This is a genomic window from Labrenzia sp. PHM005, assembly GCF_006517275.1.
GTDB lineage: Bacteria > Pseudomonadota > Alphaproteobacteria > Rhizobiales > Stappiaceae > Roseibium.
The window spans coordinates 79650-104818 of the sequence record NZ_CP041191.1 but is presented as its reverse complement, the minus strand read 5'-3'; the positions used below and the strand labels follow the sequence as shown (position 1 = coordinate 104818).

At 53.1% G+C, this 25169-nt stretch carries 26 protein-coding genes; 19 read left to right on the top strand and 7 right to left on the bottom strand.

Going from position 1 to position 25169, the window contains the following annotated elements; translation table 11 throughout:
• Positions 1 to 110: 110 nt before the first annotated feature.
• Genes FJ695_RS00650 through FJ695_RS00640 form a run of 3 tightly spaced genes read right to left on the bottom strand, consistent with a single transcriptional unit; the run spans position 111 to position 1749 of the window.
• Positions 111 to 722 carry a TadE/TadG family type IV pilus assembly protein gene (locus FJ695_RS00650; RefSeq protein ID WP_141183643.1) on the bottom strand — a complete coding sequence of 204 codons (612 nt, stop codon included), beginning with the start codon at positions 720 to 722 and terminating at the stop codon, positions 111 to 113.
• Positions 706 to 1275 carry a TadE/TadG family type IV pilus assembly protein gene (locus FJ695_RS00645; RefSeq protein WP_209010858.1) on the bottom strand — a complete coding sequence of 190 codons (570 nt, stop codon included), beginning with the start codon at positions 1273 to 1275 and terminating at the stop codon, positions 706 to 708. The genes FJ695_RS00650 and FJ695_RS00645 overlap by 17 nt, the downstream gene beginning before the upstream one ends.
• Positions 1276 to 1287: 12 nt before the next feature.
• Positions 1288 to 1749 (bottom strand): pilus assembly protein N-terminal domain-containing protein, encoded by a 462-nt coding sequence (locus tag FJ695_RS00640; RefSeq protein WP_141183642.1) that lies wholly within the window; start codon positions 1747 to 1749, stop codon positions 1288 to 1290.
• Positions 1750 to 2230: 481 nt separating this feature from the next.
• Between FJ695_RS00640 and FJ695_RS00635 the strand changes: the two genes are divergently transcribed.
• From FJ695_RS00635 to FJ695_RS00595, 9 genes are all read left to right on the top strand, one after another.
• Entirely contained in the window at positions 2231 to 2419 is a 189-nt protein-coding gene (locus tag FJ695_RS00635) for a Flp family type IVb pilin (protein ID WP_141183641.1), read from the top strand.
• 132 nt (positions 2420 to 2551) lie between these two features.
• Positions 2552 to 3064, top strand: coding sequence for a prepilin peptidase (locus FJ695_RS00630; RefSeq protein ID WP_141183640.1), 513 nt, complete (start codon positions 2552 to 2554; stop codon positions 3062 to 3064).
• A 210-nt stretch (positions 3065 to 3274) separates the two neighbouring features.
• Positions 3275 to 4039, top strand: a complete 765-nt coding sequence (gene cpaB / locus FJ695_RS00625) for a Flp pilus assembly protein CpaB (RefSeq protein ID WP_141183639.1) — start codon at positions 3275 to 3277, stop codon at positions 4037 to 4039.
• The gene (locus tag FJ695_RS00620) at positions 4036 to 5484 is read left to right on the top strand and encodes a type II and III secretion system protein family protein (RefSeq protein ID WP_141183638.1); all 1449 of its coding nucleotides are present in this window, start codon (positions 4036 to 4038) and stop codon (positions 5482 to 5484) included. Before cpaB ends, FJ695_RS00620 begins: the two co-directional genes overlap by 4 nt.
• The gene (locus FJ695_RS00615) at positions 5456 to 6208 is read left to right on the top strand and encodes a CpaD family pilus assembly protein (protein WP_371708922.1); all 753 of its coding nucleotides are present in this window, start codon (positions 5456 to 5458) and stop codon (positions 6206 to 6208) included. Before FJ695_RS00620 ends, FJ695_RS00615 begins: the two co-directional genes overlap by 29 nt.
• Before the next feature lie 7 nt (positions 6209 to 6215).
• Positions 6216 to 7523, top strand: coding sequence for a CpaE family protein (locus tag FJ695_RS00610; RefSeq protein ID WP_168206224.1), 1308 nt, complete (start codon positions 6216 to 6218; stop codon positions 7521 to 7523).
• A 28-nt stretch (positions 7524 to 7551) separates the two neighbouring features.
• Positions 7552 to 9063, top strand: a complete 1512-nt coding sequence (locus tag FJ695_RS00605) for a CpaF family protein (RefSeq protein WP_141183637.1) — start codon at positions 7552 to 7554, stop codon at positions 9061 to 9063.
• A 305-nt stretch (positions 9064 to 9368) separates the two neighbouring features.
• Entirely contained in the window at positions 9369 to 10091 is a 723-nt protein-coding gene (locus FJ695_RS00600) for a type II secretion system F family protein (protein ID WP_209010856.1), read from the top strand.
• Between the two features lie 8 nt (positions 10092 to 10099).
• Positions 10100 to 11077 (top strand): type II secretion system F family protein, encoded by a 978-nt coding sequence (locus FJ695_RS00595; RefSeq protein ID WP_141183635.1) that lies wholly within the window; start codon positions 10100 to 10102, stop codon positions 11075 to 11077.
• 514 nt (positions 11078 to 11591) lie between these two features.
• On the opposite strand, the gene FJ695_RS00590 is transcribed toward FJ695_RS00595, so the two are convergent.
• The gene (locus FJ695_RS00590) at positions 11592 to 12371 is read right to left on the bottom strand and encodes a tetratricopeptide repeat protein (protein ID WP_141183634.1); all 780 of its coding nucleotides are present in this window, start codon (positions 12369 to 12371) and stop codon (positions 11592 to 11594) included.
• 179 nt (positions 12372 to 12550) lie between these two features.
• On the opposite strand from FJ695_RS00590, the gene FJ695_RS00585 reads away from it, so the two are divergent.
• The 3 genes from FJ695_RS00585 to FJ695_RS00575 are packed head-to-tail and all read left to right on the top strand — an operon-like array spanning position 12551 to position 15271.
• Positions 12551 to 13945 (top strand): M17 family metallopeptidase, encoded by a 1395-nt coding sequence (locus FJ695_RS00585; RefSeq protein ID WP_141183633.1) that lies wholly within the window; start codon positions 12551 to 12553, stop codon positions 13943 to 13945.
• 59 nt (positions 13946 to 14004) lie between these two features.
• Positions 14005 to 14355: a MarR family transcriptional regulator gene (locus FJ695_RS00580; RefSeq protein ID WP_141183632.1), complete on the top strand. Its 351-nt coding sequence runs from the start codon at positions 14005 to 14007 to the stop codon at positions 14353 to 14355.
• Between the two features lie 49 nt (positions 14356 to 14404).
• The gene (locus tag FJ695_RS00575) at positions 14405 to 15271 is read left to right on the top strand and encodes an NlpC/P60 family protein (RefSeq protein WP_141183631.1); all 867 of its coding nucleotides are present in this window, start codon (positions 14405 to 14407) and stop codon (positions 15269 to 15271) included.
• A 16-nt stretch (positions 15272 to 15287) separates the two neighbouring features.
• On the opposite strand, the gene FJ695_RS00570 is transcribed toward FJ695_RS00575, so the two are convergent.
• Positions 15288 to 16475 carry a DNA recombination protein RmuC gene (locus FJ695_RS00570; RefSeq protein ID WP_141183630.1) on the bottom strand — a complete coding sequence of 396 codons (1188 nt, stop codon included), beginning with the start codon at positions 16473 to 16475 and terminating at the stop codon, positions 15288 to 15290.
• A 125-nt stretch (positions 16476 to 16600) separates the two neighbouring features.
• Between FJ695_RS00570 and def the strand changes: the two genes are divergently transcribed.
• The 5 genes from def to truA are packed head-to-tail and all read left to right on the top strand — an operon-like array spanning position 16601 to position 20178.
• Positions 16601 to 17119, top strand: coding sequence for a peptide deformylase (gene def, locus FJ695_RS00565; RefSeq protein ID WP_141183629.1), 519 nt, complete (start codon positions 16601 to 16603; stop codon positions 17117 to 17119).
• A gap of 33 nt (positions 17120 to 17152) precedes the next feature.
• A complete protein-coding gene (locus FJ695_RS00560; protein WP_141183628.1) occupies positions 17153 to 17785 on the top strand; it encodes a MarC family protein in 633 nt (210 codons plus the stop codon).
• 46 nt (positions 17786 to 17831) lie between these two features.
• Positions 17832 to 18770: a methionyl-tRNA formyltransferase gene (gene fmt / locus FJ695_RS00555; protein WP_141183627.1), complete on the top strand. Its 939-nt coding sequence runs from the start codon at positions 17832 to 17834 to the stop codon at positions 18768 to 18770.
• 19 nt (positions 18771 to 18789) lie between these two features.
• Positions 18790 to 19329: a GNAT family N-acetyltransferase gene (locus FJ695_RS00550; protein ID WP_141183626.1), complete on the top strand. Its 540-nt coding sequence runs from the start codon at positions 18790 to 18792 to the stop codon at positions 19327 to 19329.
• 9 nt (positions 19330 to 19338) lie between these two features.
• Positions 19339 to 20178: a tRNA pseudouridine(38-40) synthase TruA gene (gene truA / locus FJ695_RS00545; protein WP_141183625.1), complete on the top strand. Its 840-nt coding sequence runs from the start codon at positions 19339 to 19341 to the stop codon at positions 20176 to 20178.
• On the opposite strand, the gene FJ695_RS00540 is transcribed toward truA, so the two are convergent.
• The gene (locus tag FJ695_RS00540; RefSeq protein ID WP_141183624.1) at positions 20175 to 20984 is read right to left on the bottom strand and encodes a DUF2189 domain-containing protein; all 810 of its coding nucleotides are present in this window, start codon (positions 20982 to 20984) and stop codon (positions 20175 to 20177) included. The two genes, truA and FJ695_RS00540, sit on opposite strands and share 4 nt — an antisense overlap.
• A 107-nt stretch (positions 20985 to 21091) precedes the next feature.
• Positions 21092 to 23329 carry a mechanosensitive ion channel family protein gene (locus FJ695_RS00535; RefSeq protein WP_141183623.1) on the bottom strand — a complete coding sequence of 746 codons (2238 nt, stop codon included), beginning with the start codon at positions 23327 to 23329 and terminating at the stop codon, positions 21092 to 21094.
• A 213-nt stretch (positions 23330 to 23542) separates the two neighbouring features.
• Between FJ695_RS00535 and FJ695_RS00530 the strand changes: the two genes are divergently transcribed.
• A complete protein-coding gene (locus FJ695_RS00530) occupies positions 23543 to 23965 on the top strand; it encodes a DUF805 domain-containing protein (protein ID WP_209010855.1) in 423 nt (140 codons plus the stop codon).
• Positions 23966 to 24008: 43 nt separating this feature from the next.
• Positions 24009 to 25169, top strand: a complete 1161-nt coding sequence (gene dapE, locus FJ695_RS00525) for a succinyl-diaminopimelate desuccinylase (protein WP_141183622.1) — start codon at positions 24009 to 24011, stop codon at positions 25167 to 25169.

Genomic DNA, 25169 nt, shown 5'->3' with positions numbered 1-25169 from the left:
CTGTCTCCTGGAAATACCAAAACCGCCGCAATGCAGCATTAGGCGGATACCTAGCAGCGCAATGCAACGTAAAAAACACGGCAAAGCCATTATGTAACAGGAAAAGCTTATTAGCAGTTGCTGCAGGGCACTTGGCCGGTCAGCCGGGGGCGCAGATAGTATGTGTCGCTGAGCGTGATGGAGGAAGATCTTGAAAAATACTGGTTGAGTACGCCCGCAAATGGCGGCGTATAACCAAGTGTGGCTTGGCCCAAAACAATTGAAGTATTTGCGGCAGCGACTGTGCCGGGGAGCGTTATTGGCGGTGGGGAACCAGACGGCCAAGGGGTGTTTCCTGCGTCGTCATAGCTCCAGTCGACACTGGCATCGCCGTCTTCATCAAAGGAAACGCTCGCGATCGTAATGTTCAAATTCGTGGTCGAGTAGGGTTGCAAAATGGTTGCGCCAAGGGCCAGAACATTGTCGAGCTCACCGGTCGTGACAGTTTCGGCCTGCGCCACAAGGTCGGTAATGGCGTTGGCCATCCGACTGACTTTTCTATCCTGATTAAGCGCGTCCGTAACTTCAGCCATGCCAAGCAACAGGACCAACATAAACGGTAGAATCATTGCAAATTCAATGGCCGACACACCGCGCTTGTCCGCACAAAAGCGGAAAAGGGCAGCGGGAAGATTTTGGCTGCGGCCGCCAAAAGACCGCAAGATTTTAAGACCACGGTTCATTTCGAAACACCATGGTTGAGGATAAGTGACGTTCTGAGCCGTGATCTAATGCACTGAGGTTCATAAAGGATGAGAACATCGGCCACCTGTAGACCACATTTACGACGACGATTTCACTTTCGTTCGACGATGCATAGGCATTGTCATCGACGATGTTTCCTTCGCTGTCATAGAGCGAATCCAAAGATGTGATGTTGGTGAAGTCGTTCGCTTTGCTCACGTTCACCCGTATCCGGTCGGATTGACACAAAAAACCGGGCAATGCGTTGCAGACTTGATCGGCAAAATCGTTAGCAGAAAAGCTTGAACTTGTGGCTTGGCCGGTGCGGATCAAGCGCGAAGCTTCAATCACCGCGTTGTCCACCATGCGATTGACGAGAAAAGCCAATCCCAACTCAAGAATTCCAAAAACTACGGTAAAAAATGGCAGCGCGACGAATGCAAATTCAATTGCTGTCACGCCATCTTTGTCCCGTGCGAACGAACGCAATCTGCGCCGCAACCAAATGCGGGCCGGACTGTTTCTCATTCGATGGAACGTATCTACCTGCATTTACTCGCTCATCTATCCGCCGGTTGCTGCATCTTCAGCCATTTTGTTTCGAGACTCTGCTTGGGTCGCCATCATTTCAAAAGACTCTGCTGCATCGCCAAGCCGTAATGTTGGCTCGCATTCAGGGCTGCATGACAAGGTCGCTCGTGCTGCGTTTCTGTACACGGACACCACACCGTCTTCCGACGCCCGTACAGTAACGATTTCATCGACGATTGGTTTGTTGTCTTGATCCAGGATGACCAGATTGGTTGTCCCGTAGCTCTTTCCGGTGATGACGACGGTGTTCTGATCGAACATCGAAACATCTGCGATAAATGGATTGCCAACAATCACTGCTGAGGCTCCGTCTTCGACCCGGAAAATCTTAGCGCGGTCAACCGTAACCAGCACAGGGCCGTCATCAGCAACGGCCGTCGTTGCAAACGTTCCGCTCAAAAGCACAAAGGCAAGTCTGATCAGGTTTCTGCGCATCTCGAATTATCCCTACTCTTTCCATGCGAGCGAGACTTTAACTCGAACATGGTGAATGTTCTGCTAACAACGCGGCGAAAGAAGTGTGAAGATAGACCCGCAACGGCGGCAGGACTGACTGTTTTGTATATTTATAGACTTAGGTAAAAGCTGAAAGATCTCGACCTGAGGCATGCGTTAATTGATGGTTTTTTTATACGAAAGCGAGAATTTCAAAAATATATCTCGAGAATTCACGTGAAATAATAATGAGTTTTAGTTTGATTGTGCTGGTTTTGATAAAATTTTAACTGATATTTATGTAGATTTAATGTATACCTGTTGTTAACCATATGTATTTTTATCAAGTGTATTTCAATTCGAGATGGTAAATTTAACTCCTTGGAAATGACTCTGACCTAGAGTGAATTCATCTCGAACGGACCGCAAAAAGATCCGTCGGATTTGAAGCTGTCAACAAAGTGGTACTTGGAGCAGAATTATGAAATCTCTTATCTCCCGTTTCGTAAAAGACGAATCCGGTGCAACCGCGATCGAATATGGTTTGATTGCTGGTCTGCTGTCTGTGGTTATTATTGGTATTCTGACTACAATGAGCGGTAGCCTGACAGGTATCTTTACTACCATCAACACCGCACTGTCTTCCGGCGCAGCTACTGCCGGCGGTTAATAGTTTTCAACTCTACCAAGCTTAGAGTTTTAGAACGGGCGGGTTACCGCCCGTTTTTCGTTTCCCGGTTATTAATCAAATAACAATACGATTCTTTGGTCACATTGCAGATCTCCCACTAATGGGTATGTCATGATTGAAGCGTTAGTTATTGTATTTTTTCCGATGCTGGTTGCATTTGCCGGCGCGTCAGACCTTCTGACAATGAAAATCGGGAACCGGGTGTCAATCCTGCTCATTTTCGGATTTGGGCTTTTGGCATTGGCGCTTGAGTTGCCTCTGGCGGCTTGGGGGATGCATGGCCTCGGGCTTCTCGTTGTCTTTTTTCCATGTTTCGCCTTTTTTGCTGCCGGTTGGATGGGTGGCGGAGATGTGAAGCTCATTAGTTCGATAGGGCTGTGGTTCGGATTTTCGCCGTTGCTTGTCGAGTTCTTGTTTTTTGTTGCGGTTTTCGGCTGCGTTCTGACGGTCTCCATATTGATGGTGAGACGGTATTTTGTCGTGTTGCCTGAACCGTTGACGAACCAGGACTGGTTGCTCCGCTTGCATGACGAAAAGAGCGGTATTCCCTATGGGATCGCAATTGCTGCCGCGGCATTGCTTATGTATCCGATGTCCGATTGGTTCGGTTACATCGGACATTGATTCCAATACGTCGGCGAGCAACAGTTTTAGCGAATTCCGGATGTGGTTTTCTTAGATTTTATGCAAATTGCTGCAAATTAATTGATTGGTAAGTAACGTAAACAGATATTTACCAAAATTATCTACATCCGATTAACCATGTTTTGACCAATTCCAGTCAAATTAGCTGATATCGGCGCATTTGCGCTCTGCATTATTGGATGGTTGGTCATGAAATTAGCACGCCTTCTTGTCTTGGCTGTAGCCGTGGCTGCCGGAATCTTGGCATTCCGGATGGTGATGATGTCTGGCGGGCCTTCTGAACAGGTCGCCGAGGCGCCGCAACCGGTCAAACAGGCTCAAGAGCAAGTGCTTACTGCGGCAAATGATATCCTGCTGGGTGGAAAATTGTCTGCTGAGGATATGGTCTGGACGGATTGGCCGGAAGAAGCAGTTCCGATTGGTGCTGTTACTAAAAAGGCAAAACCCGAAGCCCATGAAGATCTTCACGGGCAAATCGCCAAGACACGGATCTACAAGGGTGAACCTATCCGGCCTGAGCGCCTCATTAACACCGACAAGGGGTTCATGTCTGCGCTTTTGCCGAAAGGGAAGCGTGCAATTGCCGTTGCAGTCGAAGCGGAAACCACCGCAGGCGGGTTCATCTTACCTGGTGACAAAGTTGACCTGATCCTGACACGCCGTTCCGACGAGGGAGCGATGAGCGAAACCATTCTCGAAAACATTCGGGTTCTGGCTATCGATACGACCACCGCAGGCGAGCAAGATCAAAAGAACCTTTCACCGAAACGGACTGCGACCCTTGAGCTAACACTTGGGCAGTCGGAGATTGTCGCGCAATCACAACAGGTCGGAACAATAGCGCTGGCACTGCGCAGCGCTCAAGATTCTGCAGATGACGCGGAACCGACGGAAACCCGCCGGGGCGTCAGTTTTGTAAAATACGGCATTACCAGCCAGGCAGGCGTGAAATGACAAAATTCATTCCAAAAATCCGCTTTCGCCAGAACGGCAATACGCTCAAGCAAGGAGCATTGTTTCTAGGGGCGCTCGCGGCGACCGCCTTCTTCGCTGAACCGCAAAACGTCCAGGCTCAAGAGGTGTTTCCAAGCCAAGTGCACATTGCTGCTGGAGAACGGGCCAGTGGCCGGATACTGAATGTTGGCATTGGCCGCTCAGTCGTCATCAATTTGGCTGAAGATGCCGCAGATGTTTTGATTTCCAATCCGGAGATTGCGGACGCTGTCTTAAGAACACCGCGTCGGATTTTCGTCCTCGGCAACACAGCCGGCCAATCCCGGTTGGTGCTTTTTGGCCGCAGTGGCCGTGAATTGGCCAGTTTTAGCATTCGTGTTGAAAAGGATACATCCGATATCACTCGGATCATTCGAAGACTTGTTCCAGGAGCAAATGTTTCGGCTGAGTCCATCAACGGCAATATCGTATTGTCCGGAACTGCCAAAAGCACGATCGAAGCACAGCAAGCGGCCGATATAGCTGCAAAATTTCAGGGCGCCGAGGGCGCCGCAGGAATCGTTAATCTAATATCCGTATCCGGCTCCGATCAGGTGCACTTGAAAGTCACTGTTGCTGAAGTCGAGCGCTCCATTATCAAGCAGCTGGGTGTCCGGTTTAGTGGAAGCATATCAGCTGGCAACTACAATCCGTTCGGCGATAGCTTACCGTCTTTCAATGTGAACCCGTCTATCGTCAATCAGGCGACCGCAGGTGTCACTTTCGCAACCGGTGCAACGTCGCTCACTGCACAGGTAGACGCTCTGCAGCGGGACGGTGTTATCCGGACGCTTGCTGAACCCACTTTGACGGCAATATCCGGCGAAAACGCCAGCTTCCTGGCCGGTGGTGAGTTTCCAATTCCGATAGCCCAAGAAGACAACAAGATCTCGGTCGAGTTCAAGAAGTTTGGTGTTGGGTTGGACTTTACACCTGTGGTCTTGTCCGGCGGCCGGATCAGCCTGCGCGTTAAGACCGAAGTCAGCGAATTGTCCAATGAAGGGGCTGTATCAGCAGGTGGTATTACAATTTCGGCTTTGAAAGTTCGGCGGGCCGAATCGACGATGGAGCTGCCCTCTGGAGGGACGCTTGTTATGGCCGGTTTGTTGAAGGAATCCTACCAGCAGGCAATTGAAGGGGTTCCTGGGCTGATGCAGTTACCAGTCATTGGCGCATTGTTTAAGAGCCGGGATTTTTTGAAGCAGCAAACAGAACTGGCGGTCTTTGTCACACCATATGCTGTCCGCCCAGTTGCGGCACAAAAGATGGTTCGGCCGGACAAAAACCTGTTTGCCCCATCAGATGCGGAAACCGTGTTCTTGAACCGGTTGAACAAGATATTCAACCCAGCCGGACAGCAGGCGGAAGGCACTTACCATGGCCAAGTTGGCTTCATCTACAAGTGAGGGCAGTCGGATGAAAATGACACTACATTCCCGGTTTAAGCTGCCCGCCTCCACTGGCGTGGTATTATTGACAGGTCTTCTGGTCGCTGGTTGTCAATCCCAAAAGCAGTCAAATGCAGAATTGCTGGCGTCGCATGACTATCGGTACCAACATCCAATTGTGGTGAGTGAAGCGCCTGAAACATTGGATCTTCCGATTGGCAGGAATACCCGCCGGCTAGGTGGACCGGTGACCGATTCAATTGCCTCCTTTGCAATGGATTCCAGGCGGCAAGGCAATGGAAGAGTTGAAATCCTTGTTCCAACAGGTGCTGCCAATGAAGCGGCGGTTCACGCGGTTACCCGGGACATCCGTGGTGCCTTGAAACAGGGAGGTCTCAGCCGCTCTCAGATCTCGACGCGGACCTATCCGTCATCAGACCCGTCCGCTGATGCGCCAATCCGCTTGTCGTATGCCCGCATGAAGGCAACAACCGGCGAATGCGGTTCCTGGCCGAAGAACATCGGTGGCGGTATCACCCAGAATACAAATTACCAAAACTTTGGCTGTGCAACTCAGTCTAATCTTGCGGCGATGGTGGAGAACCCTTCCGATCTGATCACTCCGCGGTCGAGCACACCTGGTGATCAGAACCGCAGAGCAGTCGTATTCGAAAAGTATAGGAAGGGTGAAACAACTGCTTCCCAATACACCGAAGGTGTTGGCGCAGAAGTTTCGGAGTGATGATCCAATGAATGTTGATTCAGATGCTATGGGAATGTCCGGTAATCCTGATCCGTCAACGGATCACGGTGGCAACGGCTACTCAGGTTCGGTGGACGCAAAGGACGTTGCAATGATCCCGCGGATCACCGTCCAAAGCTTTTGCCTAAGTGAGAGCACGATGCATACGGTTGAGGCGGCAACTGAAGATCGCCGGATGCTAAAGGCTCACATGAAGATTGAGATGGGAGGAATTCCCGTTGCAATCAGTACTTTCGAACAGGCACCGACACCCAACCTAATTATCGTGGAAACATCCGGCGCACGCGAAGACCTTCTTCAAAGCCTCGACCGGCTTGCCGAGTACTGCGATGCCGGAACGAAAGTGATTGTAATCGGTGATGTGAACGACGTCACTCTCTACAGGGAACTGATCACGCGCGGGGTGAGCGAGTATCTCATTGCCCCGGTGTCGATCTTTCAGCTGATTGGAGCTATCAGCAATCTGTACAATGATCCGGAAGCCGAGCCGCTGGGCCGTACAGTTGCGTTTTACGGTGTAAAGGGCGGCTGCGGCGCATCAACCGTTGCGCACAATGGCGCTTGGTGTTTAGCGCGGAAATTCGACAGCGAAGTTTTGGTTGCAGACCTCGACCTGCCCTTTGGAACGGCCGGTCTCGACTACAATCAGGATCCTTTGCAAGGTGTCTTTGAGGCGATTTCTTCTCCCGAAAGGCTGGACGAAACCTACCTGGATCGTATCCTTGCAAAATGCAACGAGCATTTGAGTCTATTGGCAGCGCCAGCCACGCTGGAGCGAACTTACGATCATAACGAAAAAACGTTTGATCAGTTGATCGATACGATGCGGCTCAGCACTCCGCATGTCGTTTTGGATGTTCCACACACTTGGAACTCTTGGGTTAAGAACACTTTGCTCAATGCCGATGAGATTGTTTTGGTGGCGGAACCCGATCTCGCGAATTTGCGGAATGCGAAGAATATGGTGGATCTGCTCAAGCAGCTGCGCCCGAACGACCGGCCACCGCATTTGGTGATGAACAAAGTGAACGTACCAAAGCGTCCGGAGATTAAACCGGATGAATTTGCAAGTGCTTTAGGATTGGATGTCCAGGCCGCAATCGCGTTCGAACCTCAATTGTTCGGAACGGCGGCCAATAATGGCCAAATGATAGGTGAACTTGATGGCAAACATGCGATAGCGCGCATGTTTGAGGATCTGGCGCAATCGGTTTCCGGGAAGGCACAGCCAACTAAATCTTCCCGTTCTCCTTTGGGAGAACTGTTTTCAAAACTGAAACGGAAAGCCGGCTAAGTGACCAGGCCAGCGGAGCAGTAATATAATGTTTGGTAGACGCGGCAGTTCATCGTCTGGAATGCCTCATATGAGGCCTGGGGGCGTTCCGGAAGTTTCCGAGGCGCCGGCTCAGCCTGTGGCTGACAAACTGCCGGAACCTCCACCTCCGAGCCCTAGCCAAGTTCCCCGCAAACCGGCAAGTCCTCCTGTAGCAGCGGCAAATCCGCAGTCGGAGGGCGAGCAGGGGACACCAGCCAGAAAAAAGAATAACGAGTACTACGAAACAAAGGCGCAGATCTTTAATGCCCTCGTCGAGGCGATCGATCTGTCACAGCTTGCCCGCCTTGATGCCGAAGACGCCCGGGATGAAATCCGTGACGTTGTGAACGACATTATCGCCTTGAAAAATGTGGTGATGTCGATCTCCGAGCAGGAAGATCTACTAGAGGATATTTGTAACGACGTTCTCGGGTATGGTCCTCTCGAACCATTGCTGGCCCGGGACGACATTGCAGATATCATGGTCAATGGCGCCCACACGGTTTACATCGAAACCCAGGGCAAAGTTGAGCAGACCGGTGTTGCCTTCAGAGACAACGCGCAGCTGATGAATATCTGTCAGCGAATCGTGAGTCAGGTTGGCCGCCGTGTCGACGATGCAAGCCCAATTTGTGATGCGCGTCTTCCCGATGGGTCTCGTGTGAACGTGATTGCACCGCCGCTCGCCATTGATGGGCCTGCACTGACTATTCGTAAATTCAAACGCGACAAACTCACCCTAGATCAGCTGGTCAAGTTCGACTCGATTACGCCAGAAGGTGCGACAATCCTTCAGGTCATTGGCCGGTCACGCTGTAACGTACTGATCTCAGGCGGTACAGGTTCCGGCAAAACGACGCTGTTGAACTGTTTGACAGCTTATATTGAAAACACCGAACGTATCATCACCTGCGAAGACTCCGCAGAATTGCAGCTGCAGCAGCCGCATGTTGTCCGTCTAGAAACCCGCCCTCCGAACCTTGAAGGTGAGGGTGAAATTACCATGCGCGATCTGGTCAAGAACTGTCTGCGTATGCGCCCGGAACGTATTATCGTGGGCGAGGTTCGTGGACCCGAAGCATTCGATCTGTTGCAGGCAATGAACACGGGTCACGACGGATCCATGGGGACGTTGCACGCCAACTCGCCTCGTGAAGCCCTATCTCGACTGGAATCAATGATTACGATGGGCGGTTTTTCCCTGCCCTCCCGTACTTTGCGCGAAATGATTGTGTCGTCGATTGACGTCGTCGTCCAGGCCGCACGCCTGCGCGATGGATCCCGCCGGATTACCCATGTGACGGAAGTCATGGGTATGGAAGGGGACATCATCACGACCCAGGATATCTTCCTCTACGACATTGTTGGTGAAGATCCCAACGGCAAGATCATTGGACGCCACCGCTCAACCGGGATCGGCCGTCCGAAGTTTTGGGAACGTGCGCGTTACTTTAATGATGAGACGCGTTTGGCTGAAGCCCTTGATGCTTCTGAAATGCCTGAATACATGGCGGAATAGGTGAACTTATGTCCGGATTCGAACAATTTATGACACCGGCCGTCACTGGTACCGCAGTTGCTATTCTAGTGATGTTGAGTGTTGGCGGCATCATATTTGGGCTGTTTTTGCCGTCATTGTCTGGAACTAAGCGGCGTGACGAGCGGATGACCGCTGTTTCTGCGCGTCCCCAGAATGAAAACCAACGCAAACAAGTTCGCGACACCAACCGGCGCAAAAAGTCGATCCAGGATCAGTTGAAGGACTTCGAAGACCGCCAAAAGGCCAAGCAGGAACGCCAGCAGAATATTTCACTGAAAGTCAAAATGGAGCAGGCTGGCCTTACGTGGGAAATGCGCCATTTTGTAATCTTTAGTGTCGTCAGTGCGATAATTTTTATGGCGATTTCGTTTGTGGCTAGCGGGAACATCTTGATTGCGGTTGCTTTCGCCTTTTTCGGCGGTTTCGGATTTCCACGTTGGTATGTTGGCAGCAAAAGAAAGCGCCGGTTCAACGCCTTTCTTGAGGAGTTGCCTAACGGAGTGGACATCATTGTCCGTGGCGTTAAGGCAGGCCTTCCGCTTGGCGATTGCGTGAAAGTTGTTGCCAGGGAGGCTCGTGAACCGGTTGCAACGGAATTCAGGAAAATCACCGAAACGCAGGTGATGGGGATCTCCCTAGCCGAGGCGATTTCAAAAATGCCTGAACGGGTGCCTTTGCCTGAAACGAATTTCCTGGCGATCGTCGTCAGTATTCAACAAAAAGCTGGTGGTGGATTGGCTGAAGCTTTGGGCAACTTGTCTAAAGTCCTGCGTGAGCGGAAGGCTATGAAAGCCAAGATTAAGGCTTTGAGTTCTGAGGCAAAATCGTCTGCAGGGATTATCGGTTCTCTACCGTTTGCTGTTGGCGGAATACTGTTCCTAATCGCTCCGGACTACATGATGATCCTTTTCACATCGAGTTCCGGAAAACTCATAATTGCGGGATGCTTATTCTGGATGTTCTGCGGTATTATGGTCATGCGCGCCATGATTAACTTCGACTTCTAGGAGCTATCATGGATTTTCAAGCACTTGCTTCAGGTCAGGTTCTTGCCGCTTTTCTAGCGATGATCGCTGTCACTGGAACGATATTTTCTCTCGTCATGCCGCTGTTGTCGCGCGACACGCTGAAAGCGCGCATGAAGAATGTTGCGTTGGAGCGCGATCGGATTAGAGCGCAAGAGCGTGCGCGTTTACAGGCAAATCAAGGAGATGCCAAAGCCTCGCTGCGCAATCAGCCCAAAGCGAAAATGAAGAGGTTCGTTGACCGGCTGAACCTCAGAGAGATGCTTGCCGATGATTCTACGCAAGAGCGTCTTCGGATGGCTGGTTACCGCGGGACTGCACCCATTTATTACTTCTTGACTGCAAGGATCGCTGTCCCGGGTGTCCTCTTTGTTATTTCAATTGTCTATGCATTTCTGTTTCTGCCGGCCACTTTGCCTGCCTTCTCAAAGATTTGCTTTTGCCTCGCAATTTCCGGGTGTGGCGCGTTTCTGCCAAATGTCTACATCAAAAACAAAATCGATAAGCGTAAGCTGGCCATTCAAAGGGCTTGGCCGGATGCTTTGGACTTGATGTTGATTTGTGTGGAGTCGGGAATGTCGATCGAAGCTGCCTTTCAAAGGGTAGCTGAGGAAATTGGGGCACAATCAGTAGATCTTGCAGAAGAACTCACACTCACGACAGCTGAACTATCCTACTTGAGTGAACGGCGAACCGCCTATGAAAATCTCGCGGCCCGGACAGGTGTAGACGGCGTGAAAAACGTCATGATGGCGTTGATTCAGGCGGAACGGTACGGAACGCCAGTCGGAACGGCGATCCGCAATATGGCTGACGATACGCGTGCTGAACGCATGCAGCTGGCAGAACAAAAAGCAGCTTCATTGCCACCGAAACTAACCGTCCCCATGATTGTTTTCTTTCTTCCGGTGTTGTTTTTCGTGATCCTGACGCCGGCAGTCATTCAGGTCATGGACACATTCAAATAAACAACGACTGTTTCTTCGTCTCTTGGAATGAAGAAACTTGACGTTCTGTTGTTTCAATGACGCCAGTCAACTGGAAGGGCTTGTTCTTCGGAAGCCCGCGAGCATGAACCGCTACAGCAACTGACATTCTCAATTGCCTTTAGTGAGAAGAGCGGAAGCGTTTCAAGTATATTTTGAGGCGCCCTTAGCTCTCTGTTTCACCTTTCTCCAAACGGTTCAAGCGGCCAATATTGCGCCCTAAATCTACCGCGTCGGGCGCCACCCGTTTCTCGCAGTCCGGTGTTGCCAGGCAAAGAATCCGTCCTTTACCGCAGCAAGTGTCCTGCCCCTTCAGGTGTATGAATAGGAGCAAACGCTTTTACGATCATTCCGAGATTTTCGGGAGTTTAAGGAAAAAGGGGACGGGAGATGGCGCATTCTGCTGCGCCGATCTGCCTGCTGGAGTTATAAAACGCAATAACGCAAAAACGCGCTGACGCCTGGGCAGCGATCTAAACTGCCATTCCAGCCAGGTTCAGCCCTGACGTTTTTTCATCATGGATTGAAGGTAGGCGATATTGGCTTCGGCTTGACGGGGATCCAGTTCAGCCTGAGCGACCTGGATGGCTTCGTCGTATTTGCCTTGAATGCCCAGCACCAACGCCAGGTTCTGCCGGACCCGGCTGTCTGATCCCGGCAGGGCTGCCGCTTTCCGGAGTGTATATTCCGCATCCGGAAGTTCGTTCGACAGGAGATAGGAAAGGCCAAGATTGTTCAGAAGGCTCGGATCGTCCGGTGCAATTTTCAGAGCCTGCTTGTAAAGGCTGCGTGCTTTTTTATGCTGACCCATCTGGTCATAGATTGCCGCTTGCGCTGACATCAGTTTCCAGTCTGGTGTATCCGGTTGCTGGGCGCGTTTCAGAACGTTCATGGCTTCATCAAACCGGCCATTCATGGCCAAAACTTTGCCGTAGGCTGATGCGATCTCGCGGTCTTTCGGATAGGAAATTACTCCGCCGCGCAGAACAGCCATTGCTTGGGGTGTCTGGCCGTTTTGGCTGAGAGCGTCCGAGTAGCCAAGAATTGCTGCCCGGTTCTTTCTATCCTTTTCATAGGCTTGAGCCCATTTGGAGACAGCGGCACGCGCTTGGGCCGATCCTGGCGCGGAATAATAGCCGCCGGACGCCGGGGAGTGGGATCCGGTGTTGGACTTGTTAGAGGCGCACCCCGCAACCAGGACAAGAGCAGTCATTGCCATCAACGTCTTTGCGAGACCAAAACGTTTTGCTGTTGAACGGGTGTAGGGCGCTTGCATTTCTCAAATCCTTGCTGTCCGCACCATGTAAGTTCCCTATAGACATAGATAATTAACCCTAATGGTTGGTTAAGCGGGTCGCAGTTTGCAATGTCCGTGACGAACCGGAGCGCTTGCTTCTGACGGTTCCGGAGATTACGTCTTGGACAAACGATCCGGTCTTCAGTTGGAGGAAACCCGTGCGCAATACACTTGTTCGTCAAAGTGATGTCCAATCTTCCATACCCGTGCTGGCTGTCAGCGAAGGGAGTTTGCAGGAGGTTTTGACCGGTTTGGGTGAGCCTGCAAAAGAGTGGTGCCTGGCGAACAACTTTTCGGCAAAATCTTCGTCGTTCCAGCTTGTGCCGGGCTTGAGTGGTCAGCTCGCGGCCGTGTTGTTCGGAGTCGAAGAAGATGGCCCCGCTCATGCGTTTGCCCTCGGCAGCCTAGCAAAGGCTCTGCCCGCAGGAGACTATCATTTGGCAGAGGGTTTTCCTCAACCCGAAGAAGCGGCTCTCGGATTTGCGCTATCAGGTTACAAGTTTGACCGCTATCGGAAAGCATCTGAGAAGCCGGTGCGCCTGGCGGTTCCCGATAGCATCGATCTTGATCGAATCGGCGCGATTCTGGACGGAGTCCAACTCGCAAGAGACTTGATCAACACACCGGCCAACGACCTTGGTCCGGAAGAATTGGCACAATCAATCGATACATTGTTTGCCGCACATGGGGGAGCGGGACGCTGTGTTGTTGGCGAGGATTTGCTGACAGAAGAGTTTCCGATGGTGCATGCGGTCGGACGGGCGAGCTCCCGTGAACCGCGATTGGCAGATTATGCGTGGGGCAACGAGAACCATCCAAAGATCACTCTGGTAGGCAAGGGCGTGATTTTTGACACCGGTGGCCTGAACGTCAAACCGGGCGGATCGATGACCTTGATGAAAAAAGACATGGGTGGGGCGGCCAATGTCCTTGGCCTGGCGTCGATGATCATGGCCGCCGAATTGCCGGTCAGATTGAGGGTCATTGTGCCGTGTGTCGAAAACGCAATTTCGGGGAATGCTTTCCGTCCTGGTGATATCTTGCCGAGCCGCAAGGGTATGACCGTTGAAATCGGCAATACAGATGCCGAAGGGCGCCTTGTCTTGGCCGATGCATTGGCGCTGGCTGATGAGGAAAGTCCGGACCTTCTGATCGATATGGCGACCTTGACCGGCGCTGCCCGCGTGGCGCTTGGCCCGGACCTGCCGCCGTTCTACACCGATGACGATGCGCTTGCCGAAGATATTGCTGTGATGTCCGAAGCGGCCACCGATCCTTTGTGGCGGATGCCGCTTTGGCAGCCGTATATGAAATATCTCGACAGCAAGGTCGCCGATATCAATCACATCAACACCTCTGGAACCGGATTCGCCGGATCCATCACCGCGGCGCTCTTCTTGTCCCGCTTTGTTGAGAAGGCTCACAGCTGGGTGCACTTCGATATTTTCGGTTGGACGCCGGCCGAAAAACCCGGAAAGCCAATGGGGGGTGAAGCGCAGGGCATCCGGGCTTTGTTTGATCTCATCAGTGAGCGATATTCGAACGGACAATAACGGCCCCGAAACGTTTTTATGTTTCAATGGTCATGATTGGGGTAGGGAACACGTCATTCATGGCCATAGAAATGCGCGCCGCACAGGCGCTTAGGCTCATGCACGAAGTCAATTTGACGCTGGTACGGGGCAGCGAACAGGATCTGTCCGCGCGCCAATTGACGATCCTATTGACTGTTTATCTCGAGCCACCGCCCCATACTGTTCGCGGGCTCGCTTCCAAACTGAATGTCACCAAACCGGCGATCACCCGGGCGCTCGATACGCTGGGCAGCATGCGTTTGTTATCGCGCAAACGCGATGATGCCGACAAACGCAACGTGATTATCACCCGCACAGTCGAAGGGGCGCTCTATTTGGAGCAGCTCGGAGATCTTATTGCGGAAAAGGCAGCTGAACTGCCGCGTTAGCGGTTGAGCTCTGTTTGTCTCCTTCAGTCCATCAGTTAGATTGTTTCTTATGCAGAAAACCTTTGACCGCCGCCGCCACCCTGTTCGAGAAGACCTTGCTGCCAGGTCCTATGAAGGTCAGGTATCCGCTGACAGGTTTGTGGATGGGCTGGTATTTCAAGTTTGTGTTGACCGGATGGCGTTGCGGCCGCAACCCCGACCGGATCTCTCGATTGATACCGAAGCCCTGTTTGGAGAAGAGATCACGGTCTATGAGCAAACCCCGGAAGGCTGGGCCTGGGGGCAATTAGCAACAGACGGATATGTCGGATGGTTTTCCTCAGATGCCATTGAAAAACGGCAGACACCGACGCATCGCGTCAGAGCTTTACGCACTTACCGCTATCCGGCAGCCGAACTCAAGATGCCGCCCTTGGACCTCCTGTCCATGGGAGCGGCTGTTTCAGTCACGGGTGAAGCTGAAACACGGGGATGCCGATATGCTTTGTTGAGTGACGGCTCGGCTGTTGTGGCAAAACATCTGGTGCCCCTGGATCACATGGAAACCAATTGGGTTGCGACTGCTGAGGAGTTTTTAGGAACGCCTTATCTATGGGGTGGACGCAGCAGTCTTGGACTGGACTGCTCGGCGCTGGTTCAACTGGCAGCGCAGACCGGCGGGATTTCTTTACCGCGGGACAGCGACATGTTGGAAGCTGAGGCCGGAGACCAAATTTCCTTCAGCGATTTATCCAAGCTGCGCCGTGGCGATCTTCTGTTCTGGAAAGGACACGTCGGGATCATCAGTGGACCGAACCAGCTGCTTCACGCCAACGGCCACACCATGACTGTGGCCTATGAAGCATTGGATGAAGCCGTTGCCCGGATAGCGGCAACTGAATGGGGCGCTATTACCAAAGCCCGCCGTCTAGCCTGATCTTTCCAAACACCGATTAACGGTCAGGCGTTAAAGCCAGTTGCGGCGCATCGCTTTGTTGAGTCTCTCCCCCGGACGTCACTTCGCCCAATTCCAGATCCTCGATTTTGCGGCTGCGTTTGCCGATCTTTTCCGAAGAAATCAGGATCTGATCGATATCCTTGTTGGCCTGCGCAAAGTGGGACTGCAGCTTTCCGACGCGGTCATTGAGACGGCTGACATCGGCAATCAGGTGGCCGACTTCGGCCTGAATAAGATGCGCCTGTTCCCGCATCTTGGCATCCCGCAAGACCGCCTGGATCACCTGAATAGAAAGCATCAGCAAGGACGGCGACACGATCACGACGCGCGCCCGGTGTGCTTTCTGGATCAGATCTTCAAAACGCTCATTCAGCTCGGCAAATACGCTTTCTGATGGCACGAATAGAAAGGCCGTGTCCTGGGTCTCGCCAGGAAGCAGATATTTGTCGCCGATGTCCTGTATGTGTTTGGTAAAGTCCTTGCGGAACTGGGCTTGAGCATATTTGAGCTGCTCGTCTGTTTCCGCCTTCTTTAAGAGATTGAACGCTTCAAGCGGAAACTTCGCATCGATCGCCAAAGGCGGCGCACCGTTGGGCATATGGATCAAGCAATCCGGCCGGCTGTTGTTCGACAGCGTCGCTTGGAAAGAATAGCCGCTTGGTGCGAGCTGATCCTGAATGATCGCTTCCATGCGGCCCTGACCGAAAGCCCCACGGGTCTGTTTGTTCGACAGGATCGCCTGTAACTGACCCACTTGCCCGGAAAGATCTGTTATCGTGGCTTGGGCCCGGTCGATGACGGCGAGCCGTTCGTGTAGATGCCGGAGGCCGTCTTGGGTGCGTTTGCTGGTGTCAGCCATAGACAGGCCGAGTTTGTGGCCCATCCCGTCGAGCCGCTCGTTGACCGCCCGCATCATGTCCGACTGCCGAGACCCAAACACCTCTGCCATGGTCTGCATCCGGCCGGTCATTTCGCCTTGGGATTTCAGCAACTGAGAGAGATGGCTTTCCAGTTCGTGTATGCGTTCGGTAGCCGCAGAATCAGCTTCAGCCCGCCAGCGAATTTCCCGCATGGTCTTCATCACCAGCCAGACAATAAGTGCAAGCAAAAGCAGCCCGCCAGCAACAGCGGTTTCCAAAATCGTGACGGGCCGGCCACTAAACACAAACAGGATCTCATTCATGAAACAAACATAGAACGATTCGGTGCAAAGAACAGCGGAGAAGCTGCTTTCCCCGCCTAAGATTCGGTCCGAACTTGTCGGAATTGCGCGTTGACCGGAAAGCTGGGATTGCCTATGTCAGGCCCATGACAAAACGTTCGATTATTACGATTCCGGATCCGGTTCTCCGTGAAGTGTGCGCACCGATTGAAACGGTGGATGCAGAAACTGTTGCCCTGGCCGATGACATGCTGGAAACCATGTATGACGCCCCGGGCATTGGCCTTGCTGCCAGCCAGGTCGGCATATTGAAGCGCATTTTCGTTTTGGATGTTGCCAAGGAAGATGCACCCAAAGAACCGATGGTGTTCATCAATCCGGAAATCGTCTGGTCGAGTGAAGACCTGTCCGTCTATCAGGAAGGCTGTTTGTCCATCCCTGACTACTATGAGGATGTGGAACGCCCAGCGGAAGTGGCGGTCAAGTTTCTCAACCGCGAGGGCGCGGAACAGGAAATTAAGGCGGATGGTTTGCTGGCGACCTGCATTCAGCATGAGCTTGACCATCTCAATGGCAAGCTGTTCATTGACTATCTGTCAAAATTGAAGCGCGACCGCGTTGTCAAGAAATTCACCAAACAGGCAAAGCTGGCTGGTAAGTTATAAGACCTGTGTCCGGCTGATGGAAAGACGGACATTATGGATCAAGCATTGTTCTTGAAGCTTTTTGCCGCGCTGTTCGCGATTATGAACCCGATCGCGAACTTGCCAGTGTTTTTGTCGCTGACGGCCGACCGCGGACCGGCTTTTGAACGCAAGACAGCCTTTACTCTTCTGATCAGCCTGTCGGTTGGCGCCGCGGTTATTGCAGTGACCGGAAATGCGCTCCTGAACATGTTCGGCATCAGCCTGGATGCATTCCGGCTTGCAGGCGGTTTTCTGATCCTTCTGATCGCCTTGAACCTGATTTCCGGTGAGCAAAGCAAAGCGCATCATGGAACCGAACAGGAAAAAGAACACCACGCGGCACAGGATAATCCGGCGATCTATCCGCTAACAGTTCCAATTCTGCTCGGCCCTGGGTCGATTTCGACGATGATCATCTATCGGGGTGAGGTGACTGGGATTTCCAGTGAGATCGCTTATGTGGCCGCGATCGCGGCAGCGATTGGGGTACTGATCGCGACTTTTTTCGCTGCACCGCTGCTGTCTCGTTTTCTGGGTCAGACCGCGACAAGCGTGATGAGCCGGCTCATGGGCATGATTTTGGCGGCAATTGCGATGGAAATGATAGTCGGTAGCCTCAAAGCCCTGTTGCCTGGACTGGCCTAATCGCGCCATAAGGCACGTAGACCCTCACACTTCGCCTAGGAAGCCTATGTCCCTCCGTGTTGTTTTTATGGGCACGCCTGATTTTTCCGTGCCGACCCTGATGGAAATCGTTGGCCAGGGCCATGATGTTGTTGCCTGCTATTCCCAGCCGCCACGTCCGGCCGGCCGTGGAATGGACCTGAAAAAGTCCCCGGTGCATGAGGCCGCTGAATCCTTCGGGATCCCAGTCTTTACGCCCACCAGCTTGAAAGATCCGGAAGAGCAAGCGCAATTTGACGAGCTGAATGCGGATGTTGCCGTTGTGGTCGCCTATGGCCTTTTGCTGCCGAAGGCGATTCTGGATGCGCCAGAACAGGGCTGCCTGAACCTGCATGCCTCGATCTTGCCGCGCTGGCGGGGAGCTGCACCGATCAATCGGGCCATTATGGCAGGCGATACGGAAACCGCGGTTCAAATCATGCATATGGAAGAGGGGCTCGACACTGGTCCCGTCTGCATGTCGGAAACAGTTGCGATTGGCCCGAACATGACCGCGGGCGAACTGCACGACCAGCTGTCAAGCCTCGGTGGAGACTTGATGGTGCGTGCCCTGGCTGCTTTGTCCCGTGGTGCGCTGGGCGAACAGGTGCAAGCTGAAGACGGTGTGACCTACGCGGCCAAACTTTCCAAACAAGAAACGCAAATCGACTGGTCATTGTCTTCAGAAGACGTGCACAATCATATTCGCGGCCTGTCGCCGTTTCCTGGTGCTTGGTGCGAGATGTCGCTGGGCGGAAAGACTGAGCGGGTCAAAATCCTACGCAGCAGTCTTGCAGACGGAAATGGTGCTGCCGGAACCGTTCTGGCTGTAGACGATGCCCCGGTCATTGCATGCGGTTCGGGTGCTGTGCGGTTGGAACAGGTCCAACGTGCCGGCAAAAAGCCGATGAGTGGAGCCGATTTCCTGCGCGGAGCTGCCCTTACTGTTGGCGCGTCCGTCAGTTAACATGCGCCAGGAGCGTATCATGAGCGAACTGATGACAGGATCTGACTTGGTCGTACGGGATCTGGAGCCCGCGGATGAAGCAATCGTGCGCGAATTGCTGCTGGCAGTCTATCCATCTGACATGGAAGCAAGGCTGGTCCACAAGCTGCGCCATTGCGGCGCTTTGGTCCTGGAACAGGTGGCTGTTGATGAGAACGGCGCGATTGTCGGTCACGTTGCCTACAGCCGGGTCACCAATGCCGCAATTGGGCCGGGTCAAGCAATTCAAGTCGCATGCCTTTCTCCGGTTTCTGTCTTGCCAAATGTCCAGCGCCAAGGTGTTGGAGATCGCCTAATCCGGTCTTCCTTGAAAAGCCTTTCAGAACTGGAGGAAGACCTCGTTCTGGTTCTCGGACCTCCGGCATATTTTCCGCGGTTCGGTTTTGATCCCGAATTGGCAAAGAAGATCCACGGTCCCTATGCCGGTGGTGCATTTATGGCGCTGGCGTTGACCGAAGCTGGAACCAAAAATCTGCCGATCGAGGTGGCGTTTGCCACGCCGTTTGAAGAATTCGAATAAGACAAGAACATGCCGCGATACAAACTGACGGTGGAATATGATGGCCGGCCCTTTTCCGGCTGGCAGCGCCAGGCAAATGCCCCTTCTGTTCAGGCGGTGATTGAGGGAGCGATCAAAGCCTTTTCAGGAGAAGATGTCACGATTGGCGGGGCAGGGCGGACGGACACCGGCGTACATGCAACAGGCCAAGTGTGCCATGCTGATCTGTCAAAGACTTGGCCAGTTAAAACCATCATGGGGGCGATGAATTTTCATTGCCAGCCAGATCCGGTTGTCATTCTGGATTGCGAGGAAATGCATGAAGGGTTCGATGCCCGTTTTTCCGCGATCCGTCGGGCGTACCGGTACCGTATTCACAATCGCTTACCACCGCTGACCCATCAGCTGGGACTTGCTTGGCATGTCAAACACGAGCTGGATGCTGATGCGATGCATGCGGCTGCTCAGGAGTTCGTCGGCCATCACGACTTCACCACCTTCCGGCATTCCCGCTGCCAGGCGAAAAGCCCGGAAAAAACACTGGAGCACTTTTCGGTTTATCGGGATGGGGAATTCGTCATTGCCGAGTGTTCCAGCCGGTCCTTTCTGCACAATCAGGTCCGGTCCATGGTCGGGACGTTGCGACTGATCGGCGAAGGCCGATGGGGACCAGGGGACATCACAAAGGCCTTGCAAGCGAAGGACCGCAAGGCGTGTGGCCCGGTTGCCCCCGCCGATGGCCTTTATCTCACCCGCGTCGATTACCGGCCGGCCCAGGTGGATATTGAAGCACTTGCCGAGTGGCAGGTGCGCAAGGCCGCAATGGAGGCTGCGGCTGATAAAGAAACAGCCGGAAGCAGCAGCGCTTAAGCGCTGCCGGGTTCTTCAGGAATTGTCACGCATTTCTTGTAGAGATGCCAAGTCGTATGCCCGAGGATTGGCAATGTGATGATCAGCCCGATAAAGGCGGGCGCCATTGAAACAATCAAAACAGCAGTGACCACAAATGCCCAGCCGATCATTGGTACTGGGGATGTCGCAACGGCCCGGACGCTGGAAATCATCGCTGTGATGAAATCCCGGTCTTCTTCCAAAAGCATTGGAAAGGAAATGACCGTCAGAGAGAACAAGATCAGCGATAAGACCGCACCGACGACGTGACCAACTGCGAGAAACATCAAGCCTTCGGGGCTGCCAATAACGGCGTTCAGAAATTCCTCGAACGAGGCAAATGAGCGGAAGCCCAAGAACAGCGCCAAAAGCAAACGGACCTGATACATCCACATGATCTGGATGAACAGGACAACGAAGGCCATCCAGGAGAGTTCACGGCCCTTTTGCGCCCACATGGCGCCGAGAACTTTCGACCAGGACAGCTCTTCACCGGTCTTCAGGCGCCGGCTGACTTCATAAAGGCCGACTGCGGCAAATGGGCCGATCAAAACGAAACCAGCTGCGGCTGGGTATGACAAGTAGCTCAAATTAAGTGCGGCAGCACTGAGAATAACGAACAGGCCGCCGACAGCAAAAAAGGCTCCGATAGCCAAACCGTAGACCGGAGCTGCCCGAAAATCGTTTAATCCGGCGGCAAGGGCATCAATGACGTCATTTACGGTAATCTTGTTGATCTGCGGCATCGGCCGCACACCCGCATTCAGCGTCTCCTGATCATTCATATGGCCGCTTCCTCCCAAAAGCTTAATTCATTTCCTCTTGTGCGGAGATGATAAGCCTGCAGGTGTGCTGCCGCCAATGCGCAGAAGGGCGTATTTTTTCAAAACAGTCAAACAGCCGGTTTCGGAGTAGCAGCCTCAGCAGCGGCCGCTGCAATTGCCTCCTTCTGTGGCTCGTCCAATTTGGCAGTCTCCGGAAGCTGGACACGGACTTCTTTCCGCGCAAATTGAATGCCGTTTTCTTCAAACGCCTTTTGGACCCGTTTGTAGATCTCTCTACGGACACCAAACTGCTTGCCTGGTTTTGTGGTAAACTTTCCGCGGACCACGATGCCAACATCGTCGACATCGGCAACACCCTGGCCTTTGAACGGGGCGAGAAGGTCGTCCTTATATTCGTCCATCTCCATGATCTCCTGGCCGATTTTCTTGAAGATCTTTCGGACCTTCTCCTGATCAGTGTCGAAGGGGATGGTGAACTTCAGCTTCATGATCACCCAGTCGCGCGACAGGTTGGTGAGATTGGAAATCTGACCATAAGGCACGACATGGACGGCACCTTTGGTGCCGCGCAGCTGCATCGACCGGATCGAGATTTTTTCAATCGTGCCTTGAGCACCGCCAGTGTTGATGAATTCGCCCATGCGGAAGGCATCGTCCATCAGGAAGAAAATGCCAGCGACGACATCGCTCACAAGCGTTTGCGCACCAAAGCCAATTGCCAAGCCTACAATGCTGGCGCCGGCAATCAGCGGGGTGATGTTGACCCCAAGTTGGCTCAAGCCTAGCAGCACGGTGAGGGTAACTATGGTGACCTGTAGAACGATCCGGACTAGAGGCAGAATCGTCGCCAAGCGGGATTTGCCGGCTCCGCCCATTTCCGATTCTTCGTCCTGTGTTTCCTGTGGAGGCGAATCTTTCGCCAGCTGCTGACTAACCCAAAGGTTTGTAATTTCCCAGGCCAGATATCCAGCTGCGAGGATGAGAAGAAATATGACGCTGTTGCGGGCAACACCGGATCCCCCGTCACCTCCAAGGGCCAACAGGTTCAGCCCGTAGATGCGGCCTACGGTAAGGATGAGAAATGCGAGCAATGCCACACGGGCAATCCGCACATAGCTATATCGGGTCTGCAAATGGGCTGCTTCCGCGACGGGGCCTTCGCCTTGCATTGGCGGAACAATGTGCGACACGATCCCGCGCACCATGGTGTCGAGAAACGGCGCAAAGACCACCAAAGCGATGACCGCAAGCGAGCGGCCAGCCGTCAGTGAATCGATACCAATGCTGGAGGTCACCTGAATCAAAAGCCAGTTGAAGGCAATGAAGGCCATGGAAAAGTAGGGCCAGAACTGTGCCATGCGTTCCAGCCCGCTGGTCGGATCATCATCATCGCCCAGAATGATGCTGGTTAATCCATGCCGGGCTTGCCAAATGATTGCGATAATCCAGGCATTGACGCCAAAACCGACAAAAAAGCGGTAGGTCTCTCCGACATCAGCGCCAGCTCCTTGCATCACATTGCGTAGGAAAAAGGCAACGCCAACAAAGGCGAAAAGAGTTGTAAAACTGCGGTAGAGAGATTTGGCCGTCGCATCATTGGCGGTCACCAGCCGAAGTTCACTTCGATGCGGGGCAAGCGCAAAGCGCAACAGGGCTGCGACAGCACGCGGCAGCAGTACGATCCAGAAAACGGCTTGAAGGGCATAAGACCGCATGACCGGGTCGAAGACGGCTACTCTCGCAACGATGAGAACGATAAGGGCAAAGATGATGAGGCCGCCAAGATCGAGGCCTGCCCGGCTCGAAACGATTTTGACAGTTTCATAAAGAGACGTTGGTTTTAACGATTGAATTGTCTCTCTTCGCGAGGCCACAATACGGTTGAAAAGGAATTCTGCGCCAAACCCGGCAACGAGCAGCAGGCCAATTGCGCCAAAAAGTATGTGGACCGGTCCTGCAATATCCCCAGCAAACAAGGCGCCGATGCCACCAATGATCCCTGTTGCAAGGGCAGGTAGACTTTGAAAATTGCTGACAACCATAGCACCGAAAGCATTCAGGCCGGATTGCAAGCGCTCCAACAGATCGGGTCCTCCGCCGGAAAGTGCTCCAGCAGTCTTTTTGGCATCCGCCCCTTGTTGTAGCAGCGTCACCAAATCAGCCAAGGCGCCGACCTGTTGAGGATCAAGGTCGGAAGCAAGTTTTTCCATCGCTTCTTGTTGGAGTGCCGGAGGGAGAGCAGAAGCGGTTTCCTGGGCTTGCGTGGCGGATATCAATGGGAAGAGCAGAAGGAAAGTCGAGAGAAGCACACAGATGAGGTCTCTATTACTTGAAGCACGGATCATGGATGCCCTCTCAGAATTCGATTCCAGAAAATGTTGGCGTGATTTGCACGAACCGCGAAATCAGCAATAAAATTACGTTGGGGTATTAATGGCGCGATATTGTCAGAAAAGCCAGAGGGCGTACCGGCGTGCGTTTTCCTGGTGAACAGCGCTTGATCCCAATCTCTTAAGCGACTAACTCCTTTTCAGAACTTTCATTTACAAGTGGAACCTATGACCAACGCTCGCGGCGCCAACATTGCCCCCGGTCCAATTTGGGCCCTGCTCAGTCCGATCGGGCGAATGGGGCGTGAACCCTATTGGCTTTGTTTTGCTCTTGTCTGGACCGTAATTGCAATCTCCGTGAACATGTGGTGGGGATCGGCAGAAATCGAATTTGTCGATGAAACCATCGCAATTTCGCAGTTTATGGAATCCAACCCTCTTTTCCCGTTCCTGTTCTTCATTTTGCAGTGGTTTGAATTGGCGCTGGTGATTAAGCGTCTTCAGGATATGGGTTTCAGCGGCTTTTTTGCCTTGCTGATTTTTGTCCCCGGGTTGAATATCCTCATGGTCCTCATCGTCGGCTTTGTGCCCAGCCAAGCTGAACCCAATCGGCACGGTCCATTGCCAAACAGCTACTGGCGCAAAAGCTGACCTTCCTGAAACGCAATCCCAAGTCGAACGAAGTCCCCCTCTTATGTCCTTGTCTCCTGCCTCTGCCATCGCCCGTGATTTGATCCGGTGCCCGTCTGTCACACCTTTGGAAGGCGGCGCTTTGACAGAGCTTGAAAGCCTTTTGAAGAATGCCGGATTTCGGGTAGACCGGGTGACATTCCGGGATGAGGATACGCCGGACGTTGAAAACCTGTTTGCGTCCATTGGATCCGGTGCGCCGCATTTTGTTTTTGCAGGCCATACCGATGTTGTCCCCGCTGGCGCGGACGCCGATTGGCGACACGGTCCCTTTGAAGGTGCGATAGAGGAGGGGGTGCTATTCGGCCGCGGTGCAGTCGATATGAAAGGCGGTATAGCGTCTTTTGCGGCAGCCGCTCTGGACTTCGTAAAAGCGCAAGGACCAGGTTTTGGCGGAACCATATCCTTCCTGATCACCGGCGATGAAGAAGGACCGGCGGTCAATGGTACAGTTAAGCTGCTTGAATGGGCCGAAGCGCAGGGACATAAGTTTGACGCTTGCATTGTCGGCGAGCCAACCAATCCAAACATTCTTGGTGATGCCATTAAAGTCGGCCGCCGCGGCTCGCTCTCGGGGATCGTGACGGTAACCGGCGTCCAGGGGCACGCTGCCTATCCGCATCTGGCAGACAATCCGATCCCGGGCTTAACCCGCTTGATGACGGCTCTGAACGGATTAAAACTGGATGACGGCAATGAGCGTTTCCAGCCGTCCAACCTAGAGATCGTTACAGTTGATGTCGGCAATCCGGCCTTCAACGTTATCCCTGCCCGCGCAGAGTGCCGTTTCAACATTCGCTACAATGACACTTGGACGCTGGACAGTCTGAAGGCCAAGATTACCGAGACACTGGAAGCTGTCGACCTCGGCGGTCTTCAAATGGATCTTACGTTCAAGCGTGATGCGAGCGAGTCTTTCCTGACAAAGGACGAGACGCTGATCGCGGCCTTAAGTGATGCGATCCGAGAAGAAACCGGCCGGACGCCGGAGCTCTCCACCGGAGGCGGTACGTCGGATGCCCGTTTCATCAAGAACTATTGTCCTGTCGTCGAGTTTGGCCTTGTTGGACAGACGATGCACAAGGTTGATGAATGTGTCGCGGTGGACGATCTTGACCGCCTGGCGGCAATCTATCGGCGGTTTCTAACCAGTTATTTCTCATAA

Bases quoted from the DNA above. Each gene is read 5' to 3' on its own strand.
- FJ695_RS00650 (WP_141183643.1), bottom strand. From the start codon at position 722: ATGAACCGTGGTCTTAAAATCTTGCGGTCTTTTGGCGGCCGCAGCCAA.
- FJ695_RS00645 (WP_209010858.1), bottom strand. From the start codon at position 1,275: ATGCAGGTAGATACGTTCCATCGAATGAGAAACAGTCCGGCCCGCATT.
- FJ695_RS00640 (WP_141183642.1), bottom strand. From the start codon at position 1,749: ATGCGCAGAAACCTGATCAGACTTGCCTTTGTGCTTTTGAGCGGAACG.
- FJ695_RS00635 (WP_141183641.1), top strand. From the start codon at position 2,231: ATGAAATCTCTTATCTCCCGTTTCGTAAAAGACGAATCCGGTGCAACC.
- FJ695_RS00630 (WP_141183640.1), top strand. From the start codon at position 2,552: ATGATTGAAGCGTTAGTTATTGTATTTTTTCCGATGCTGGTTGCATTT.
- cpaB (WP_141183639.1), top strand. From the start codon at position 3,275: ATGAAATTAGCACGCCTTCTTGTCTTGGCTGTAGCCGTGGCTGCCGGA.
- FJ695_RS00620 (WP_141183638.1), top strand. From the start codon at position 4,036: ATGACAAAATTCATTCCAAAAATCCGCTTTCGCCAGAACGGCAATACG.
- FJ695_RS00615 (WP_371708922.1), top strand. From the start codon at position 5,456: ATGGCCAAGTTGGCTTCATCTACAAGTGAGGGCAGTCGGATGAAAATG.
- FJ695_RS00610 (WP_168206224.1), top strand. From the start codon at position 6,216: ATGAATGTTGATTCAGATGCTATGGGAATGTCCGGTAATCCTGATCCG.
- FJ695_RS00605 (WP_141183637.1), top strand. From the start codon at position 7,552: ATGTTTGGTAGACGCGGCAGTTCATCGTCTGGAATGCCTCATATGAGG.
- FJ695_RS00600 (WP_209010856.1), top strand. From the start codon at position 9,369: ATGGAGCAGGCTGGCCTTACGTGGGAAATGCGCCATTTTGTAATCTTT.
- FJ695_RS00595 (WP_141183635.1), top strand. From the start codon at position 10,100: ATGGATTTTCAAGCACTTGCTTCAGGTCAGGTTCTTGCCGCTTTTCTA.
- FJ695_RS00590 (WP_141183634.1), bottom strand. From the start codon at position 12,371: ATGCAAGCGCCCTACACCCGTTCAACAGCAAAACGTTTTGGTCTCGCA.
- FJ695_RS00580 (WP_141183632.1), top strand. From the start codon at position 14,005: ATGGCCATAGAAATGCGCGCCGCACAGGCGCTTAGGCTCATGCACGAA.
- FJ695_RS00575 (WP_141183631.1), top strand. From the start codon at position 14,405: ATGCAGAAAACCTTTGACCGCCGCCGCCACCCTGTTCGAGAAGACCTT.
- FJ695_RS00570 (WP_141183630.1), bottom strand. From the start codon at position 16,475: ATGAATGAGATCCTGTTTGTGTTTAGTGGCCGGCCCGTCACGATTTTG.
- def (WP_141183629.1), top strand. From the start codon at position 16,601: ATGACAAAACGTTCGATTATTACGATTCCGGATCCGGTTCTCCGTGAA.
- FJ695_RS00560 (WP_141183628.1), top strand. From the start codon at position 17,153: ATGGATCAAGCATTGTTCTTGAAGCTTTTTGCCGCGCTGTTCGCGATT.
- fmt (WP_141183627.1), top strand. From the start codon at position 17,832: ATGTCCCTCCGTGTTGTTTTTATGGGCACGCCTGATTTTTCCGTGCCG.
- FJ695_RS00550 (WP_141183626.1), top strand. From the start codon at position 18,790: ATGAGCGAACTGATGACAGGATCTGACTTGGTCGTACGGGATCTGGAG.
- truA (WP_141183625.1), top strand. From the start codon at position 19,339: ATGCCGCGATACAAACTGACGGTGGAATATGATGGCCGGCCCTTTTCC.
- FJ695_RS00540 (WP_141183624.1), bottom strand. From the start codon at position 20,984: ATGAATGATCAGGAGACGCTGAATGCGGGTGTGCGGCCGATGCCGCAG.
- FJ695_RS00535 (WP_141183623.1), bottom strand. From the start codon at position 23,329: ATGATCCGTGCTTCAAGTAATAGAGACCTCATCTGTGTGCTTCTCTCG.
- FJ695_RS00530 (WP_209010855.1), top strand. From the start codon at position 23,543: ATGACCAACGCTCGCGGCGCCAACATTGCCCCCGGTCCAATTTGGGCC.
- dapE (WP_141183622.1), top strand. From the start codon at position 24,009: ATGTCCTTGTCTCCTGCCTCTGCCATCGCCCGTGATTTGATCCGGTGC.